The 16,398-nt window shown below is 69.0% G+C and carries 19 protein-coding genes, 1 tRNA gene and 1 other RNA gene; 16 read left to right on the forward strand and 5 right to left on the reverse strand.

What is annotated here, in order from left to right:
• Window positions 1–110 precede the first annotated feature (110 nt).
• The 7 genes from ABFK29_RS07600 to ABFK29_RS07630 all read left to right on the forward strand — a co-directional run bounded on the left by ABFK29_RS07600 (window position 111) and on the right by ABFK29_RS07630 (window position 5,957).
• Complete coding sequence (locus tag ABFK29_RS07600; protein WP_005856660.1) at window positions 111–698, forward strand: Maf family protein; 588 nt, start codon at window positions 111–113, stop codon at window positions 696–698.
• Window positions 695–1,726, forward strand: a complete 1,032-nt coding sequence (locus ABFK29_RS07605) for a ribonuclease E/G (protein ID WP_005856661.1) — start codon at window positions 695–697, stop codon at window positions 1,724–1,726. The genes ABFK29_RS07600 and ABFK29_RS07605 overlap by 4 nt, the downstream gene beginning before the upstream one ends.
• Window positions 1,723–1,905 carry a DNA gyrase inhibitor YacG gene (locus ABFK29_RS07610; RefSeq protein ID WP_005856663.1) on the forward strand — a complete coding sequence of 61 codons (183 nt, stop codon included), beginning with the start codon at window positions 1,723–1,725 and terminating at the stop codon, window positions 1,903–1,905. The genes ABFK29_RS07605 and ABFK29_RS07610 overlap by 4 nt, the downstream gene beginning before the upstream one ends.
• A 148-nt stretch (window positions 1,906–2,053) precedes the next feature.
• Window positions 2,054–3,340, forward strand: a complete 1,287-nt coding sequence (locus ABFK29_RS07615; RefSeq protein WP_005856665.1) for an aminotransferase class V-fold PLP-dependent enzyme — start codon at window positions 2,054–2,056, stop codon at window positions 3,338–3,340.
• A gap of 102 nt (window positions 3,341–3,442) precedes the next feature.
• A complete protein-coding gene (locus ABFK29_RS07620) occupies window positions 3,443–4,180 on the forward strand; it encodes a 5-oxoprolinase subunit B family protein (protein ID WP_005856667.1) in 738 nt (245 codons plus the stop codon).
• Window positions 4,177–5,184, forward strand: coding sequence for a biotin-dependent carboxyltransferase family protein (locus ABFK29_RS07625; RefSeq protein ID WP_005856669.1), 1,008 nt, complete (start codon window positions 4,177–4,179; stop codon window positions 5,182–5,184). Before ABFK29_RS07620 ends, ABFK29_RS07625 begins: the two co-directional genes overlap by 4 nt.
• Entirely contained in the window at window positions 5,181–5,957 is a 777-nt protein-coding gene (locus tag ABFK29_RS07630; protein ID WP_005856671.1) for a LamB/YcsF family protein, read from the forward strand. The genes ABFK29_RS07625 and ABFK29_RS07630 overlap by 4 nt, the downstream gene beginning before the upstream one ends.
• A 178-nt stretch (window positions 5,958–6,135) precedes the next feature.
• Here ABFK29_RS07630 and ABFK29_RS07635 read toward each other — a convergent pair whose 3' ends face one another.
• Window positions 6,136–7,137: a zinc ABC transporter substrate-binding protein gene (locus ABFK29_RS07635; RefSeq protein ID WP_005856673.1), complete on the reverse strand. Its 1,002-nt coding sequence runs from the start codon at window positions 7,135–7,137 to the stop codon at window positions 6,136–6,138.
• Window positions 7,138–7,238: 101 nt separating this feature from the next.
• On the opposite strand from ABFK29_RS07635, the gene ABFK29_RS07640 reads away from it, so the two are divergent.
• The 3 genes from ABFK29_RS07640 to ABFK29_RS07650 are packed head-to-tail and all read left to right on the forward strand — an operon-like array spanning window position 7,239 to window position 9,297.
• Window positions 7,239–7,739 (forward strand): Fur family transcriptional regulator, encoded by a 501-nt coding sequence (locus tag ABFK29_RS07640; protein ID WP_005856674.1) that lies wholly within the window; start codon window positions 7,239–7,241, stop codon window positions 7,737–7,739.
• A complete protein-coding gene (locus ABFK29_RS07645; RefSeq protein ID WP_005856676.1) occupies window positions 7,736–8,512 on the forward strand; it encodes a metal ABC transporter ATP-binding protein in 777 nt (258 codons plus the stop codon). Before ABFK29_RS07640 ends, ABFK29_RS07645 begins: the two co-directional genes overlap by 4 nt.
• Window positions 8,512–9,297: a metal ABC transporter permease gene (locus tag ABFK29_RS07650; RefSeq protein WP_005856678.1), complete on the forward strand. Its 786-nt coding sequence runs from the start codon at window positions 8,512–8,514 to the stop codon at window positions 9,295–9,297. Before ABFK29_RS07645 ends, ABFK29_RS07650 begins: the two co-directional genes overlap by 1 nt.
• Before the next feature lie 21 nt (window positions 9,298–9,318).
• Here the strand turns inward: ABFK29_RS07650 and ABFK29_RS07655 are convergent, their stop codons facing one another.
• Together ABFK29_RS07655 and ABFK29_RS07660 are read right to left on the reverse strand one after the other, a co-directional pair.
• The gene (locus ABFK29_RS07655; RefSeq protein WP_005856680.1) at window positions 9,319–10,272 is read right to left on the reverse strand and encodes an MBL fold metallo-hydrolase; all 954 of its coding nucleotides are present in this window, start codon (window positions 10,270–10,272) and stop codon (window positions 9,319–9,321) included.
• Between the two features lie 170 nt (window positions 10,273–10,442).
• A tRNA-Tyr gene (locus ABFK29_RS07660) sits at window positions 10,443–10,526 on the reverse strand.
• A 155-nt stretch (window positions 10,527–10,681) separates the two neighbouring features.
• Between ABFK29_RS07660 and rlmB the strand changes: the two genes are divergently transcribed.
• The 6 genes from rlmB to ABFK29_RS07690 all read left to right on the forward strand — a co-directional run bounded on the left by rlmB (window position 10,682) and on the right by ABFK29_RS07690 (window position 14,726).
• Complete coding sequence (gene rlmB / locus ABFK29_RS07665; RefSeq protein WP_040604309.1) at window positions 10,682–11,458, forward strand: 23S rRNA (guanosine(2251)-2'-O)-methyltransferase RlmB; 777 nt, start codon at window positions 10,682–10,684, stop codon at window positions 11,456–11,458.
• A gap of 54 nt (window positions 11,459–11,512) precedes the next feature.
• On the forward strand, window positions 11,513–11,830 hold the full coding sequence (locus ABFK29_RS07670; RefSeq protein ID WP_005856684.1) for a hypothetical protein: 318 nt from the start codon (window positions 11,513–11,515) through the stop codon (window positions 11,828–11,830).
• Between the two features lie 163 nt (window positions 11,831–11,993).
• Complete coding sequence (ribB, locus tag ABFK29_RS07675) at window positions 11,994–13,121, forward strand: 3,4-dihydroxy-2-butanone-4-phosphate synthase (protein WP_005856686.1); 1,128 nt, start codon at window positions 11,994–11,996, stop codon at window positions 13,119–13,121.
• A complete protein-coding gene (locus ABFK29_RS07680) occupies window positions 13,121–13,669 on the forward strand; it encodes a 6,7-dimethyl-8-ribityllumazine synthase (protein ID WP_005856687.1) in 549 nt (182 codons plus the stop codon). Before ribB ends, ABFK29_RS07680 begins: the two co-directional genes overlap by 1 nt.
• Entirely contained in the window at window positions 13,666–14,172 is a 507-nt protein-coding gene (gene nusB / locus ABFK29_RS07685) for a transcription antitermination factor NusB (RefSeq protein WP_005856689.1), read from the forward strand. Before ABFK29_RS07680 ends, nusB begins: the two co-directional genes overlap by 4 nt.
• A gap of 221 nt (window positions 14,173–14,393) precedes the next feature.
• Complete coding sequence (locus ABFK29_RS07690; RefSeq protein WP_040604310.1) at window positions 14,394–14,726, forward strand: hypothetical protein; 333 nt, start codon at window positions 14,394–14,396, stop codon at window positions 14,724–14,726.
• 154 nt (window positions 14,727–14,880) lie between these two features.
• On the opposite strand, the gene ssrS is transcribed toward ABFK29_RS07690, so the two are convergent.
• Together ssrS and ABFK29_RS07695 are read right to left on the reverse strand one after the other, a co-directional pair.
• Window positions 14,881–15,036, reverse strand: a non-coding RNA gene (ssrS, locus tag ABFK29_RS25150) — 6S RNA.
• A 254-nt stretch (window positions 15,037–15,290) separates the two neighbouring features.
• Complete coding sequence (locus ABFK29_RS07695; protein ID WP_005856693.1) at window positions 15,291–16,040, reverse strand: hypothetical protein; 750 nt, start codon at window positions 16,038–16,040, stop codon at window positions 15,291–15,293.
• Between the last annotated feature and the right edge of the window lie 358 nt (window positions 16,041–16,398).

Below are 16,398 nucleotides of genomic sequence, written 5' to 3' on the forward strand. Positions count from 1 at the left end.
GTCCGACGCTTGGATCGTGCCGCCCGCGACGCGCGGCGCACCCTTTATCATCCTGCCCGCGTGGCGTAGGTCACGGCTGAACTTTGCAGCGACGGTCCGGAAGGTATCACATGACGAAACCCCGCCTCATCCTCGGGTCAGGCTCTCCGCGCCGCCGCGAGTTGCTGGCGCAGCTGGGCATCGTGGCAGACGATATCCGTCCGCCCGACATCGACGAGGACCCTGTGAAGGGAGAACTGCCGCGACCCTATTGCGTGCGGCTCGCGCGGGAAAAGGCCCTGGCGATCCCTGCGGAAGACGACGAAATCGTGCTCTCCGCCGATACCACCGTCGCCCTCGGGCGCCGCATCCTCGGCAAGCCGGAGGACGAGAAGGAGGCCGCGGCGTTCCTTGCCCTGCTGTCCGGGCGCCGTCACCGGGTCGTCACCGCCGTGGCCGTCCGCCGCGGCGACCGTGTGTGGGAGCGTGACGTCGTCACCCAGGTGAAGATGAAGATGCTGTCGAACGAGGAAATGAACGCCTACCTTGCCTCCGGCGACTGGCGTGGCAAGGCGGGCGGTTACGGGATACAAGGGCCGGCGGGGGCGCTGATCCCCTGGATCTCCGGCTCTTTCACTGCTGTCGTCGGCCTGCCGCTGGCCGAAACGGCGCATCTGCTGCAAGCTGCGGGCTACCCGCTATACAAGGACGCGCCATGAAGGGACGCACGATCGCTCTGGACACGTGGAACGGCCGGGAGGCCGCCGCGCTGATGGTGGATGGCCGGCTGGAGGACCTCTTCATCGAGGGCGACCTGCCGCGCCCCGGCAGTCTCTACCGCGCCATCGCGCAACGCCCGATGAAAGGGCAGGGGGGCATGTTCCTCGAAACGCCGGACGGCAATGCCTTCCTGAGGCAGGTCAAGGGCCTGTCGCAGGGCGGACTGATCCTTGTGCAGGTAACGGGCTTCGCCGAGCCGGGCAAGGCGCTGCCGGTCACCTCGAAACTGTTGTTCAAGTCGCGCCACGCCATCGTCACGGCGGATGCGCCCGGCATCAACGTCTCGCGCCAGATCCGGGACGACGACGCGCGCGAAGCCGTTCTGGAGCTGGCGCACGACGTGCTGGCCGAGGCACCGCTGCCGGAGGGCGCGGGCCTGATCCTGCGGTCGTCCTGCGCGGGCGCTGCCGACGACGCCGTGGCCGAGGACATCCTGGCCATGTCGCAACTGGCCGCCGCCGTCCTGTCGGACACAACGGGTGGCGCGGAACTGCTGGTCGAGGGCGACGGCCCGCACGCGCTGGCCTGGCGTGAATGGGCCGAACCGGCAGAGGTCGACGACGCCCCGGGCAGCTTCGAACGGCACGGCGTGGACGAGGCGCTCGATGCGCTGAAGTCGCCGCGCGTGGCGCTGGGGGCCAACGCCTCCATGGTGATCGAGCCGACCACCGCGCTGATCGCGGTCGACGTGAACACCGGTGGCGATACGTCTCCGGCGGCCGGGCTGAAGGCGACGATCGCCGCATTCCGCGACCTGCCGCGCCAGTTGCGGCTGCGGGGACTGGGCGGTCAGGTGGTGGTCGACCCGGCGCCGATGCCGAAGAAGGACCGCCGCCAGGTCGAGAGTGCGCTGAAGGCGGCGCTGAAGAAGGACGCGGTGGAGACCATCGTCGTCGGCTGGACCAACCTCGGGCTGCTGGAATTGCAGCGCAAAAGGGACCGGGTGCCGGTCGGGGGGCTGCTGTGAGCTGTCCGATCTGCGGAAAACCGACAGAGCCCAAGGTCCGGCCCTTCTGTTCGAAGCGCTGTGCCGATGTGGACCTCGCGAAGTGGCTGGGGGGCGGATACGCGATCCCCTCGGACGACCCGGAGGATCTGGAGGAGGCGGCGCAAGCTGCCGAAGAGGCATTGCGCAAACCGCACTGAGACGGGTTTCGCCGCGCTGGCGCGCGCCGATCCGCGCCGCCTGCGGCGGCGGGTGGCCCTTGTCCCGTCGGGGTGCGCGGGATGGCGGGCGCGGGCAGAGGTATTTTTGCCAAGATGAAGGTGCGGGTTGCGCCTTGCCGGGCCGACGATGGCGCTTTTCTTCGCCGCGCGGCAGGCGTACTCATCCGGCATGTTCGACGATACGCTTCTTTCCGCCATCCGCGCGCGGTTCGCCCATGTGGACGACTGTCCCTTCACCGGGCCGCGCATTTTCTTCGAGAACGCCGGGGGCGCGCTGACGCTGCGCTCCGTCGTCGAGACATCGGCGCGGTTCGCGGCGATTCCCGACAACCAGGGCCGGGACAACCCGGCGTCGCAGGCGCTGGTCGCGGTGATCGACCGGGCGCGGGCCGATGTGCGGCGGTTCTTCAACGCCGAAGGCGGGGCGGTGCTGTTCGGGGAAAGCGGGACGGAGCTGCTGTTCCGGGTGATCCGCGACGCCTGCCTGGGCGCGGGCCCCGGCGATGTCCTTGGTTCGACGGTGGAGCATCCGGCTTCGCGCAGCGCGGCGGCGCGGTGGGCCGATGTGTCGGGCCGGCGCCACGTGCTGATCGCGCATGACGATGCCACGGGGCGGGTGACGGCGGAGGCCTATGCCGCGGCGGTCTCGCCGGAGACGGCGGTGGTGACGATCCTGCACACCTCGCCGGTCACGGGCATGGGGATGGACCTGTCCGCCATCGTGAAAGCGGTGCGGGCCGTGGCGCCCGGGGCAATCGTCATCGTGGACGGCATCCAGCACGCGTGCCACGGGCGGATCGACGTGGCGGCGGCCGGTGTCGATGCCTATGTGGTCTCGCCCTACAAGGTCTTCTCCCGGCACGGCTACGGCCTTGCCTGGGCCTCGGACCGGCTGACGGCCATGGCGCATGACAGCCTTGTCGGCGGGCCTGCGGGGAACTGGGAACTGGGCACGCGGGACACCGGCGCCTATGCGACCTTCTCCGACGTGGTGGCCTATTTCGACTGGCTGGGCGGGCAGGTCTCCGACGCCACCGACCCAAGCGCCCGGATCGAGGCGGCGGGCCAGGCGATCCACGACCATGAGACCGCGCTGACGCGGATGATGATCGAGGGCACCGACAACCTGCGGGGGCTGGCGTCCATCGACGGTGTGCACATCGTGGGCGGTGCGGACAACGCGGCGCGCGAGGGTCTGGTGAGCTTCTGGAGCGACAACACACCCGCGGCCGAGATCGTCGCGGCGTTGAATGCAGAAGGTATCCGGACCCATACGCGCAAGGCCGACCATTATTCTGGCAACATCCTGACGCCGCTTGGCCAGGAAAGCTGCGTGCGCGTGTCGCTGGCACATTACAACAGCCCCGACGAGGTGCGGCGTTTCCTCTCGGTGATCCACGGGATGGGGCTGTAGCCCTGTCCCCGGCATGGCGGTTACCGGCGCCTCGGGGGGATGCGGAGGGCATCCGCCCTGCGCCCTCTGGACAGCCTGCGCCCGGCGTGATCCCCTTGCGTCATGACTGCTGAGACCGCCTTTCCCCGGATCGACCCCGTGGGCCTCGACGGCCTGCTGGTGCGTTTTGCCGACAGCCTGTCGGAGCGGGCCAACCGTGCGGCGTTGGCCTTTCGCGCCGCGCTGGAGCGGGAGACCCCCGAGGGGGTGGAGGAATGCGCCACCTCGCTGGTCTCGGCCTTCGTGCGATTCGATCCGCTGGCGCTGGCACCTGATGTGCTGGAGCGCCGCCTGAGCGACCTGCTGGGCACCCGCGACTGGTACGCGGAAGAGCTGCCAGAGGGCCGGCGCCGCGTCACGATCCCCACGCTGTACGGAACGGATCTTGCGCCGCAACTGGCGGAGGCCGCCGAGGCGGCGGGCCTGTCGGAGGACGCGGCGATCCGGTCGCTGTCGGAGGCGGAGGTGCGGGTCACGACCATCGGTTTCGCGCCCGGTCAGCCCTATCTCGGCACATTGCCGGAGTGCTGGGACATCCCGCGTCAGACCGCGCTGACGCCGAAGGTGCCCGTGGGGGCGCTGGTTGTGGCGATCCGGCAGCTCGTGCTGTTTTCTGTCACCACGCCGACCGGGTGGCGGCACGTGGGACAGACCCATGCCCGCCTTTTCCGTCCCGAGGCCGATGCGCCCTTCCTTTTGCGCCCCGGCGATGCAGTGCGTTTTCCCGCCGTCGACCGCGCCGCCTTCGAGGCGATGCGCGAGGCGGGCGGGGACGGCATCACCGTGGAGCCTTTTACATGAGCGGCGCTCTGGAGGTCTTGCAGGCGGGCCCGGGTCTCAGCCTGCAGGATGCGGGGCGCCCGGGATGGCTGGCGCAGGGGTTGTCGCGCGGCGGCGCGGCGGACCGTGTGGCATTGGCGGAAGGCGCGGCCCTTCTGGGGCAGGCATCCGGTGTCGCGCTTGAACTGGCGGGCATGGGCGGGCGGTTCCGTGCCACCCGCGACCTGCGCATCGCGCTGACCGGGGCGCGCATGGCGGCCTCGGTCGACGGGCGGACCCTGCGCTGGAACGCCTGCTGGCTGTTGCCTGCGGGCGAGACGCTGGAGATCGGCGCGGCGCAGGACGGGGTCTACGGCTACCTGACCGTCGGCGGCGGTTTCGACCAGCCGGAGGTTCTGGGCGCGCAGGGCGCGCATCTGGCCGCCGGTATCGGGCGCGTCCTTGCGGCAGGCGACCGGCTGGCACTGGGACAGGACGCGGGCGGGGCCACGGGTCTTGGGCTCGATCCGGTGGCGCGGTCCGGCGGCGGTACCCTGCGGGTCCTGCCGTCGCTGCAGACCGAGGTCTTCCCCGAAGACATGCGGGCGCGGTTCTGTACGGAGACCTTCCGGCGCGACGCGCGCGGCAACCGGATGGGCGTCCGGCTGGTGCCGGAGGGCGCGGGCTTCGGGCTCGATGCGGGCGGGCGGATCCTGTCGGAGGTGATCGTGCCGGGAGACATCCAGATCCCCGGCGACGGCGCGCCCTATGTGCTGCTGAGCGAGTGCCAGACCACCGGCGGATATCCGAGGATCGGGACGGTCATCCCGGCGGACCTGCCGCACGTCGCACAGGCGGCGCCGGGGGCGGAGATCCGTTTTCGCTTCGTCACGCGGGACGAGGCGCTGGCGGCGGAGCGCGGGCTGCGCGATGCGCTGAACCGCCTGCCGAAGAGGATCGCGCCATTGGTGCGCGATCCGAAGGACATCAACCTGCTGGACCACGACCTGGTCAGTGGAGTGACGGATGGAGAGGTGACACGATGACATCGGTCGATCTGAATGCGGACATGGGCGAGAGTTTCGGCCCCTGGGTGATGGGGCAGGACGCCGCGCTTCTGGAGGTGGTGACCTCGGCCAATGTGGCCTGCGGGATGCACGCGGGCGACCCGGACGTGATGGCCCGCACCATGGAGGTCGCGCGGGCGCAGGGCGTGGGCATCGGCGCCCATCCGGGCTTTGCCGATCTGCAGGGGTTTGGGCGGCGCCGGATGCATCTGCCGGAGGCGACGCTCCGGCACCTCGTGCAGTACCAGCTTGGCGCGGCGCTGGGGATCGCGCGCGCGGTGGGCGCGGAGGTGCGGCACCTGAAACTGCACGGCGCGCTCGCCAATATGGCGTCGGAGGACGAGGCGCTGGCGGAGGTCTGTTATGGCTCGGCGCTGGAAGTGGCGCCGGAGATCATCGTGATGATCCTTGCCGCGACGGCGCAACAGCGCGCGGTCGAACGGCTGGGGTGTCTCTGGGCCGGTGAGATCTTTGCCGACCGGGCCTACAACGCGGATGCGACGCTGGTGGACCGCGCGCTGCCGGGCGCGGTGATCCACGACCCGGAGCACGCGGCGGCGCGGATCGTGCGCATGGTGCGGGCCGGCGCCATCCTGCCCGAGGAAGGCGAGGCGATCCCGGCGGCCGTGGACACGATCTGCCTGCACGGCGACGGCGCAACGGCGCTGGAGATCGCCCGCGCGGTGCGCGCCGCGCTGGTGGAGGCCGGCATCGCGGTCCGGGCCTTCGAAGGCCGGCGCGGGTCGATCTGAGGGCCGCAAGCGGTCTGGCCCAAGCGGTCTGGCCCAAGTTGTCTGGCCCTAGTGGTCTTACCGGAGAGGGCAGAGGGGGCTCCGCCCCCGCGCGTGCCGCGCCCCCCGAGGTATTTTTCGCCAAGATGAAGGGGGTGGCCGGTCCCCGATGAGGGAGCGCGCCGGCGCCGGGTGGCTGTTATCGCCCGGCGCAAGCGGCGATGCGCTTCGCGATATCCTCGACCAGCGCGGGGTAGAGGGGCGCGCCTTGCGGCAGGGCGCTGCCGAGCGGATCGATCTCGGCCTGCGGGATCGTGTCGAGACCCACGGCGTGCATCAGCCGGGGGGAGGTGCCCGGGTCCGTCAGCGCACAGACCGGCGCGGTGTCTGTGTAGAGCGCGCGCAGCGCATCGAGCCGCTGGGCGCCCGGCGCGGTGTCGTCGCCGTCGGTCAGGGCCCCGATCACCTGGAGGTCGAAGGCGGCCTCGTAGTATTGCAGGGCGTCATGTGTCACGGCGAGAGGACGATCGCGCACCGGGCCGAGCGCGACACTGGCGGTCTTTGCGGCGTCCGAGATGCGCGCGGCTCCGGCCCTTGCGTTGGCGGCGTAGGTCTGCGCGTTTTCCGGGTCCTGAGCGGAGAGGGCGGTGGCGATGGCCGAGAGCCAGGCGGTGGCGTTTTCCGGGTCGAGCCATAGGTGCGGGTCGAGGTGGGTGTCCGCGCCGTGCATATCTTCCGCATGGTCTTCGTGGGCCATGTCGTCCCCATGGTCGTCGTCGGCGTGGGCATGATCGTAGTGGGCCTGCGCCTCTGCGCCGTGATCGTGCGGCGCCAGCCCGCCATCCCGGAACGGCAGCACGTGCGTTTCCGGCAGCTCGGAAAGGGTCAGGCGCTGCGCGTCGCCGGCCAGCGCCTCGATCTGGCGGGCGATGCCGGGGGTGAGCGCCGGGCCGATCCAGACCACAACGTCCGCTGTTTCCAGCGCGCGGGCCTGGCTCGGTTTCAGCGAGGCGCCATGGGCGGAAGTGCCCGGCGCCACCAGCACCTCGGGCGCGCCGAGATCGCCCAGCACCATCGCTGCAAGGCTGGCCACGGGCGGGATGTCGGTGATCACGCGCGGCACCTCGGCGATGGCCGGACCGGCGATGAGCGCGAGGCTCAGGGCAGCGGCGTTGCAGGCGGGAAACAGCGGCAGGCGCATGGTGGCGGTCCTTCTTGTCTTTTTGTCCCGGCCTTGCTATGAGTTATATCATAACACTTCAAGAGAAAAAGAAACAGCGGACGTCAGGCGGGAGAACAGGCATGGAAACCAAGGGCTTCGAGGCGCATGACCACACCCAGTGCATTGCCAGCGCGATGGGTGCGGCGGAGCATCTTTGCGACGAGCAGGGGCTGCAACTGACCAAGGTGCGGCGCCGCGTGCTGGAGATCCTGCTGGAGAAACACCGGGCCATGGGCGCCTACGAGGTGCTGGATCATTTGCGCGAGGAGGGGCTCGGCTCGCAGCCGCCGGTGGCTTACCGGGCGCTGGATTTCCTGGTGACCAACGGGCTGGCGCACCGGATCGAGCGGTTGAACGCCTTCATCGCCTGTGCCGCTCCGGGCGAGAGCCACGCCCCGACCTTCCTGATCTGCCGCAGTTGTTCCTCGGTCGCGGAAACCCCCGCATGGCGGGCCGGACGGGCGCTGAGAAACGCGGCGAGCGAAGTGGGCTTCGAGGTCGAGCGCGTCGCGATCGAGGCCGAGGGGCTTTGCCCGAGCTGCCAGGAGCATCCCGAGGCGGCGCGAGAGGCGCAGGCTTGACCGCAACGCTCATCTGGACGGAGGCTCTGGACGTCGCGCAAGGCGGGCGCGTGGTGCTGGAGCGGGTCTGGTTCAGCATTCACCCCGGCGAGATCGTGACCGTGGTCGGCCCAAACGGGTCCGGCAAGTCGACGCTGTTGCGCGCCCTGATCGGGGCGCTGCCGCCGGCGTCGGGCCGGATCACCCGGAAGCCGGGCCTGCGCGTGGGCTACGTGCCGCAGGGCCTGCGGCTGGATGCGTCGATGCCGATGACCGTGGGCCGGTTCCTGAACCTGCCGCGCAAGGTGCCGGCCGAGGCGCGGCGGGTGGCGCTGGACGAGGCCGGGGCAGGGGATCTGGAGGACCGCGCCCTGACAGAGCTGTCGGGCGGACAGTTCCAGCGCGTGCTGCTGGCGCGGGCGCTGCTGGACCGTCCCGACCTGCTGATCCTCGATGAGCCGACAACCGGGCTGGACCAGCCGGGACAGGCGGCCTTTTACCGCCGGTTGGAAGAGGTGCGGGACCGGCTGGGATGCGCCGTCCTGATGGTCAGCCACGAGCTGCACGTGGTGATGAGCGCCTCGGACCGGGTGATCTGCGTGAACGGCCACATCTGCTGCGAAGGCCATCCGGAGACGGTGGCGCAGGCAGAGGAATACCGCGCGCTGTTTGGCACCGGTACGCAGGGCGCGCTGGCGCTGTACCGGCACGAGCATTCGCACCGGCACGACGGCTGCGATCACGATCACACCCATCCCCGCGACCATGCGCACACGCACGAGGGCGCCCACTGATGCTTGACGATTTCCTGGTGCGTGCGGTGTTGGCGGCGGTCGGGGCGGCGCTGGCGGCGGCCCCCCTGGGCGTCTTTGTCGTCTGGCGGCGCATGGCCTATTTCGGCGACGCCACGGCGCATGCGGCGGTGCTGGGCGTGGCGCTGGCGCTGGCCATCTCGGCGCCGGTCTTTGCCGGGACGCTGGTGGTGGCGCTGGTCATGGCGTTGACGGTGGCGCGGCTGGCGGGGCGTGGCTATGGCGCCGACATGGTGCTGGGTGTGGCGGCCCACGGCGCGCTGGCCTTCGGTCTGGTCGCGGTGTCTCTGTTGGAGGGGCCGCGCCTCGACCTCGAAGCTTACCTGTTCGGCGACATCCTTGCGGTGGGCAAGGTCGATCTTGCGGTGATCTGGGGCGGCGGCGCGGTGGTCGCGGCACTCATCGGCTGGCGCTGGCAGGCGCTGGTGACTTCCACCGTGTCCGAGGATCTGGCCTTTGCCGCGGGAATAGACCCCAAGCGCGAGCGGCTGATCCTGATGCTGGCGCTCGCCCTGGTCGTGGCGGTGGCGCTGAAGGTGGTGGGCGCGCTGTTGATCGGTGCGTTGCTCATCATCCCGGCGGCGGCGGCGCGCCCGTGGTCGCGCACGCCCGAGGTGATGCTGGCCGGGACGGCGGCGCTTGGCGTCCTGTCGGCGCTTGGCGGGCTGTGGGGCGCATGGGTGCTGGACCTGCCCGCCGGACCGGCGGTGGTCTGCGCGGCGGCCCTGCTGTTCGCGGTCAGCGCCGTGGCCGGGGGGCGCCGCTGACGCCCCAACCGGCCTTAGGGCTCAGCCGTAGGGGAAGGCGCGCGGCACGAAGCGGTAACCTTCCTGCGCCTTTTCGACATAGCCGATCCCGGGGAAGGCGATGTGCATCCCGGCGATCTGCATCCGGTCCGCCGCCGCGCGGGCGAGGATGTCGGCCCGGGTTGCCGCGGCCATGTCGGCGGCGGTGTCGAAGACGATGGTGACCTCGGGGCGGGCGAACTGGACCGGCCCGACGTGCACGATGTCGCCCCAGATCAGAAGCTGGCTGCCCTCGCTCTCCAGCATCACGCCGGTGTGTCCCAGCGTGTGGCCCGGCAGCGGCACCAGCGTGATGCCGTTGCCCAGATCGGCGTCCTTTGCCACGACCTCCAGCCGGTCGCCGAAGGCGCCCACGGCGGCCCGCGCCTGGTCGAAGAAGGGGTGGAACTGTTCCGGCGCGCCGTTGCGGATCTCGTCGCTCTGCCAGAAATCGATTTCGGGCTGGCTGACGGTCAGCGAGGCCCCGGTGTAGGGATTGCCGTCCGGCCCGAGGATGCCGCCGATGTGGTCGGGGTGCAGGTGGGTTGCGACGATCCGGCCGATGCTGGCGGGGTCCAAGCCGAAGGCCGCCATGTTGGCGCCAAGCTGTCCCAGCCCCGGTCCCATCAGCTGCCCGGTGCCGGTGTCGACGAGAATGCGTTCGCCGCCGGTCTCGATCAGGTAGGCATTGACGCCGCTCGGATGGCCGTCGCCGTCGATGTAGGCGGCTTGAAGGAGACTTTTGAAGTCTTCGGGCGTGATGCCCTGCAGCGCTTCTGCGGTGATGGGCAGGAAGCCGTCGGAAAAGGCGGTGACGGTCGCGCCGCCGACGGGAAAGCTTTGCGCGACGGCGATGCCGGGGGCGCCCGACTGCGCGGCGACTGGCGCGATTCGCAGGCCGGTCAGGGCGCCGGCGGCGGCCAGCAGCGAGGTTGTGATGAAAGAGCGGCGGTCCATTGGCGTCCTCCCGTTGGATGCAGGGTGACGCTACGGTGCACGATGGTCCCCGAGTCGGACAACCGCGAAGTGTGCATGGCCTCGGTTCAGGGATGAATGGACGAACCACACGACACATCCCGACACGACGCGACCCGGTCCAGGGTCAGGCGTAGATGTGAGAGTGGAGATGGTGGGCGACCTTGGAATCGAACCAAGCGTGCGTCTCCGCGAGGGAGTTACAGTCCCCTGCCACACCTTGCGGCCTGTCGCCCACCGGGCGTCCGTGCAGGCCAGCGGCCCCGGACGTGGGGGGCTGATTACAACCGGCCCAAAGGGGCGTCAACAGGAAAATCCCTTGGAATCCACCCTGCGCGCGTGCATGAGTGAACGCTCTCTGGGACAGGCTGCGAAGGGCGGTGCAGGCGACATGGCGAAGAAACCGAAATGGGTGGTCGAGAAGGAACAGGCCAAGCGCGCCTCTGCCGCGGAAACCGTCTGGCTGTTTGGCCATCACGCCGTCCGCGATGCCCTCCTGAACCCGCGCCGGGTCAAGCTGCGCCTGATCCTGACCCCCAACGCCGCCGAAAAGCTGGGCGATGCCGTGGCCGAGGCCGGGATGGAGCCCGAGATCAGCGACCCCCGCCGCTTTGCCGCACCGCTCGATCCGCAGTCCGTGCATCAGGGCGCCGCGCTTGAGGTCAAACCGCTGGATTGGGGCAAACTGGAGGACGTGGCGCTCTCGGGCGAGGGCGCGCTGCGGCTGGTGCTGCTCGACCGGGTCACGGACCCGCACAACGTCGGCGCCATCCTGCGCTCGGCCGAGGTGTTCGGCGCGCAGGCGGTGATCGGCACGCGCCACCACGCCGCCCCCGAGACCGGCGCTCTGGCCAAGACGGCAAGCGGCGCGCTGGAACGCCAGCCCTACCTGCGCGAACGCAACCTCGCCGACACCATCACCGCGCTGCAGGGCATCGGCTACATCGTGCTCGGCCTCGACGGCGAAGCGGAGACGACCATCGAGGACGCCGTGGAAGGCAAGCGCGACCGGCCCATCGCACTGGTCCTTGGTGCCGAGGGGCCGGGCCTCCGCCCCAAGACGCGCGAGACGGTGGATGCCCTGGTCAAGATCCCCTTCGCCCGCGAATTCGGCTCGCTCAACGTGTCGAACGCGGCTGCGGTGGCGCTTTATGCCGTTCGGGCCTGACGGCCCGACCTGTCGCGGCTTGTCCCGCCCGCCCGGCGTACATAGGTCAGGGGCATGCCGAACACCAAGATCGCCACATGCTGCTATTGCGGAACCCGCGCCGCGCTGGTCCTGAAAGGCGACCAGACGCATGAACTGGCCTGTTCCTCCTGCGGGGCGCCGCTGCACGACCTGAAGAAGCTGCGCGCCGACGCCGTCCGTCCAGAGGCACATCGCATGCCGCAGAAAGGTAGGAAGGGCAAACGCCGCGCTGCGCATTCGCCTTTCGATCTGGTGGAAACGGCGTTGCGCAAATCCTCGAAGACACGGAAGAAACGGAAAAAGGGTCTCCTGCACGAGGCCTTCGACCTGCTCGACGACATCTTCGACTGACGGTCAGGTTCGACCGGCAGCCGGGTTCGGCTGACCTTCGGGCGTATCGTGCGATTTTTCGGGAAAGACCCTGCGTGCCCGTGGGGCGGTGGGACGCCATAGCCTCTGGCCTTTAGGTGCCCGCTGGATTATCCCGCGACTGACCTGAGTGAGGCGAGACGCTATGACCGATTACGAGAACCCCGGCCCGGTAGAGCACAACTGGCGCGATGCGATTTCCTCTGTCGAGGAGATCATCGAAGACGCACGCAACGGTCGCATGTTCATTCTGGTCGACCACGAGGACCGCGAGAACGAGGGCGACCTCGTGATCCCCGCGCAATGGGCGACGCCGGACGCGATCAACTTCATGGCGCTCTACGGACGTGGCCTGATCTGTTTGGCCCTGACCCCGGAACGCATCGAGGACCTTGGCCTTTCGCTCATGTCGACGAACAACTCGTCCCGGCACGAGACCGCCTTCACCACCTCCATCGAAGCGCGCGAAGGCGTCACCACCGGTATTTCCGCAGCCGACCGGGCGCGCACCGTGCAGGTGGCCATCGATTCCGCGAAAGGGCCGGCGGATATCGCGACCCCGGGCCATGTCTTCCCGCTGCGCGCCAAACGCGGCGGCGTGCTGGTCCGCGCCGGCCACACGGAGGCGGCGGTGGACGTCTCGCGGCTGGCGGGGCTGAACCCCTCCGGCGTGATCTGCGAGGTCATCAACGACGACGGCACCATGGCCCGCCTGCCGGAGCTGATCGCCTTCGGCCAGAAGCACGGCATCAAGATCGGCACCATCAGCGACCTCATCAAGTACCGCCGCCGCAACGACAACCTCGTGAAGGTGCGCACCGAAGAGGTCGTCCAGTCCGAGTTCGGCGGCGAGTGGACCATGCGGATCTACACCGACGAGACCCATGGCGACGAACACATCGTGCTGGTGAAGGGCGATCTCTCGGACGATGCGCCCGTGCTGGTGCGGATGCACGCGCTGGACCCGATGCTCGATGTGGTGGGCGCCGGGCTGAAGGGCCGGGCGGACGAATTCCGCACAGCGATGAACGCCGTGGCCGAGGAAGGGCGCGGCGTCGTTGTGCTGCTGCGCGACACCTCGACGAAGCTGGACGTGGGCGAGGAGGTTTCTCCGAAGACGCTGCGCCAGTATGGCCTCGGCGCGCAAATCCTGTCGTCGCTGGGCCTGTCGAAACTGATTCTGCTGACCAACTCGCCGAAGCCGAAGGTCGTCGGGCTGGACGCCTACGGTCTGGAGATCGTTGAAACCCGCAAGATTTCGGAGCTTGGCTGATGGCATCGAACGAAACCCACTACACGTTGCCGCGCGCGGAATTCGACAAGCCGGTGAAGATCGCCATCGTCGTGGCGCCCTACTACAAGGACATCGCCGACCAGCTCGTGAAGGGCGCGATCGCCGAGGTCGAAGCCTGCGGCGGCTGGCACGAGATCATCGAGGTGCCCGGCGCGCTCGAAGTCCCGACCGCCATCGGCATCGCGGAACGCATGTCCAACTTCGACGGCTACGTGGCGCTGGGCTGCGTGATCCGCGGGGAAACGACGCATTACGAGACGGTCTGCAACGACTCGTCGCGCGCGCTGGCGCTGCTGGGCCTGCAGGGCCTGTGCATCGGCAACGGTATCCTCACGGTCGAGACGTACGATCAGGCCGCTGTCCGCGCCGAATCGGATGGCCAGAACAAGGGCGGCGGCGCAGCGGCGGCAGCCCTTCATCTTATTGCAATCGCACGGAAGTTCGGCGGGGCCCGGAAGGGCGTCGGATTCCGTCCGTCCGGCGGCGAGTACGAGATCGCCACGTCCGGGAAAGGTCCAGTCGCATGAGCGAGGCGAACGCGCCCAAACCGCAGCCGGGCAAGCCGTCCGGTAACCAGAAGCGCAAGATGCGCTCCGCCTCCCGGCTCTATGCCGTGCAGGCGCTCTACCAGATGGAGCAATCGGGCATTCCGGTCGACAAGGTCCGCCGGGAGTTCCTGGAGTTCCGCTTTGGCGCGGTCGACGACGACGACGGGACCGAGATGCTCGACGGCGATGTTTCGCTGTTTTCTCACGTGATCGAAGAAGCGCTGAACTGGCAGGCCAAGGTCGACCAGATGACCGACCGTGCGCTTGTGGCGAAATGGCCCATCGCCCGCATCGACCCGGTGCTGCGCGCGCTCTTCCGTGCGGCGGGGGCGGAACTCGTGGCCACCGACACGCCGCCGAAGGTGGTGATCGTCGAATACGTGGACGTGGCTGTGGCCTTCTACCCGGACGGCAAGGAAGCGAAATTCGTCAATGCCGTGCTCGACCACATGGCACGCGAGGCGAAGCCCGAGGCGTTCTGACCCGAACCGCGCGGTGGCAAGGCGCAACCCCATCGGAAGGTCGGGGCGCGCGGGGGCCAGGCACCCTGAAGGGTCTTCACAACGCAAGATACGCGCGCCTGCCACGCGCGGCGTGATGTCCGCGCAGGCCGGCGTCGGTCATGGCGTCCCTGCGGCGCCGTGCACCCTTGTCTTGGTCTGCGCATGATGTATCTTGCATCTCGAATATGATGGAGGGCGCCATGCCGAAACTTATCCGACTCTACATCCTGCAGGTCTGCGCGGGCTTCGGGCTATCGGCGATCTTCGTGGGGCTGCTGCTTTGGGCCAATGTGGCGAACCTCTGGCACCTTGTGAGCACTTCGCCGGTGGGCTGGATCGCGGTGGCGATGCTGTTCTTCGCCAACGGCATCGTCTTTGCTGGCGTGCAATTCGCGATCTCGGTCATGCGCATGGGCGAGGACGACACGCCAGGCGGCGGCAAGCGGCAGCCGGGGCATCTGCCTGCCCCTCTGGCGCTGCGCGTGCCGGTGGAGAAGAAGAGCGCAGGGGACAGGGCCTTCCGTCGTCGTTGAGGTGCCGACCGGGCCGCAGGGCCCAAAATTTTCGTCGAAAATTTGTGAGGGCGCGGGCGGAGAGGCCGGCGCCTTTTTCGGTACATCTGTGCGAAGGGCAGTCGGTGCCGCCGCAAATTCTTCGGCGAAGAATTTGCGGCCGGCCCGATGAGCGGCGGGAACCACCACGACCGTGTGGGTGACGCATTCCCGAGGACCTGTATATACAGGTGGGCGCCAGGTAACGAAGCCACGGCTACGCCAGAGCCAGCTCCCTCGGATTTGCTTAAGGCCACCGGAATGTACCCGTTCACGTGAGGGGCAGAACCCGCCAGTGCCTCAGGTAAGCCCGGGACGCGGCCTCGGCAAGTCCATCCTGTCGATTTCGTGAAGGGCGCGCAAAACGACCCGGCGGAAAAGCCCAGACGGCATCGGGAGGAAAGTGTCATGTGCGGGTCCGAGACGTACCGCCCGATGCGCCGTCGGGAGCCTTCGCGACCACCCGAAACACATTGCAGGAACATCCGCGACTGGGGGGCCGCAGACCGGGGCACACGGGCGTCTCATCGGGGCAGGTGTGCTGCCTCACGTCTCCGGGGTGGTGAACCCGTAGCGTTCCAGTTCCTCGGGAAGCAGGATGTAGATCTCGTTCGAGGGGGTCGCCAGCGCGTGGCTCATGACCCGCACGTCGACCCCCATGTCGTCGAGGTAGGTCATGACCTCGGCCTGACCGCGCTGGATATCCTCGACCGCGACAAAAGCGGGCAGGATCGTGCTTTCGCCGAAGTAGTGCTGGTGCACGCCAATCGAGGCAGAGGGTTCGGCGGTGCGGGTCGTGCCGCCCGCGAAGAGGTAGGGGCAGGCGGAGTAGCAGATTTCGCCCGACAGCACGGTTGTCGCGATCCCGGAGGCACGCAGGTGCCGGCCAAGGTCGATGGCGTCGCGCACGGACCCGCCGGGGGATTGCAGCACGAGGGTTTCGATCTTTGGATCGGCGGCGGTTATCTGCGGCATGAGGCGCTGCGCGTCGCCGTCTTCAATCGCCCCCTCCAGCCGCCACGTGGCGTCCTCGTAGGTCAGCGTCAGCCGGTCGGGCAATTCGCCCGGATCGCGGCTGGGCTGGACCGTGGGGCGGTCGCGGGACGGGTTGAAGGTGCGGCGCTGGTCGCCGGGGCGCACAGGCTCTGACAGTCGCGGGGCCTGCGGCGACGAGAACGGCAGCGAGAAGGGCGCGCTGCGAATGTCGCCCAGCACCAGCAGCACGCCGATGCCGACCTGAAAGATCAGCACGGCGGCAAGCGTCCGGGCGACCGGGCGGGCTGTGCGGGTGCTCATGGCCGTGCCTTTCCCGGGGGGGACGGACGGGTGGCCCGGATGGCGCCTTGAGTGCGGGTGCACGGCATGATGCGGCCCGTCGCGGTGATGCGCGACAAGACACGGACCGTCGCGGTGATGCGCGACAAGACACGGACCGTCGCGGTGATGCGCGACAAGACACGGACCGTCGCGGTGATGCGCGACAAGACACGGACCGTCGCGGTGATGCGCGACAAGACGCGGCCCGTCGCGGTGATGCGAGACAAGACGCGGTCCGTCGCGGTGATGCGCGACAAGATACAGACAGTCCCTCCCGCACCGATCCAGTCCGTCCCACGAGCGGGCGACGCCGGCCCGCATGGCGCTCCTCCGACGC

Source organism: Sagittula stellata E-37, from assembly GCF_039724765.1.
GTDB lineage: Bacteria > Pseudomonadota > Alphaproteobacteria > Rhodobacterales > Rhodobacteraceae > Sagittula > Sagittula stellata.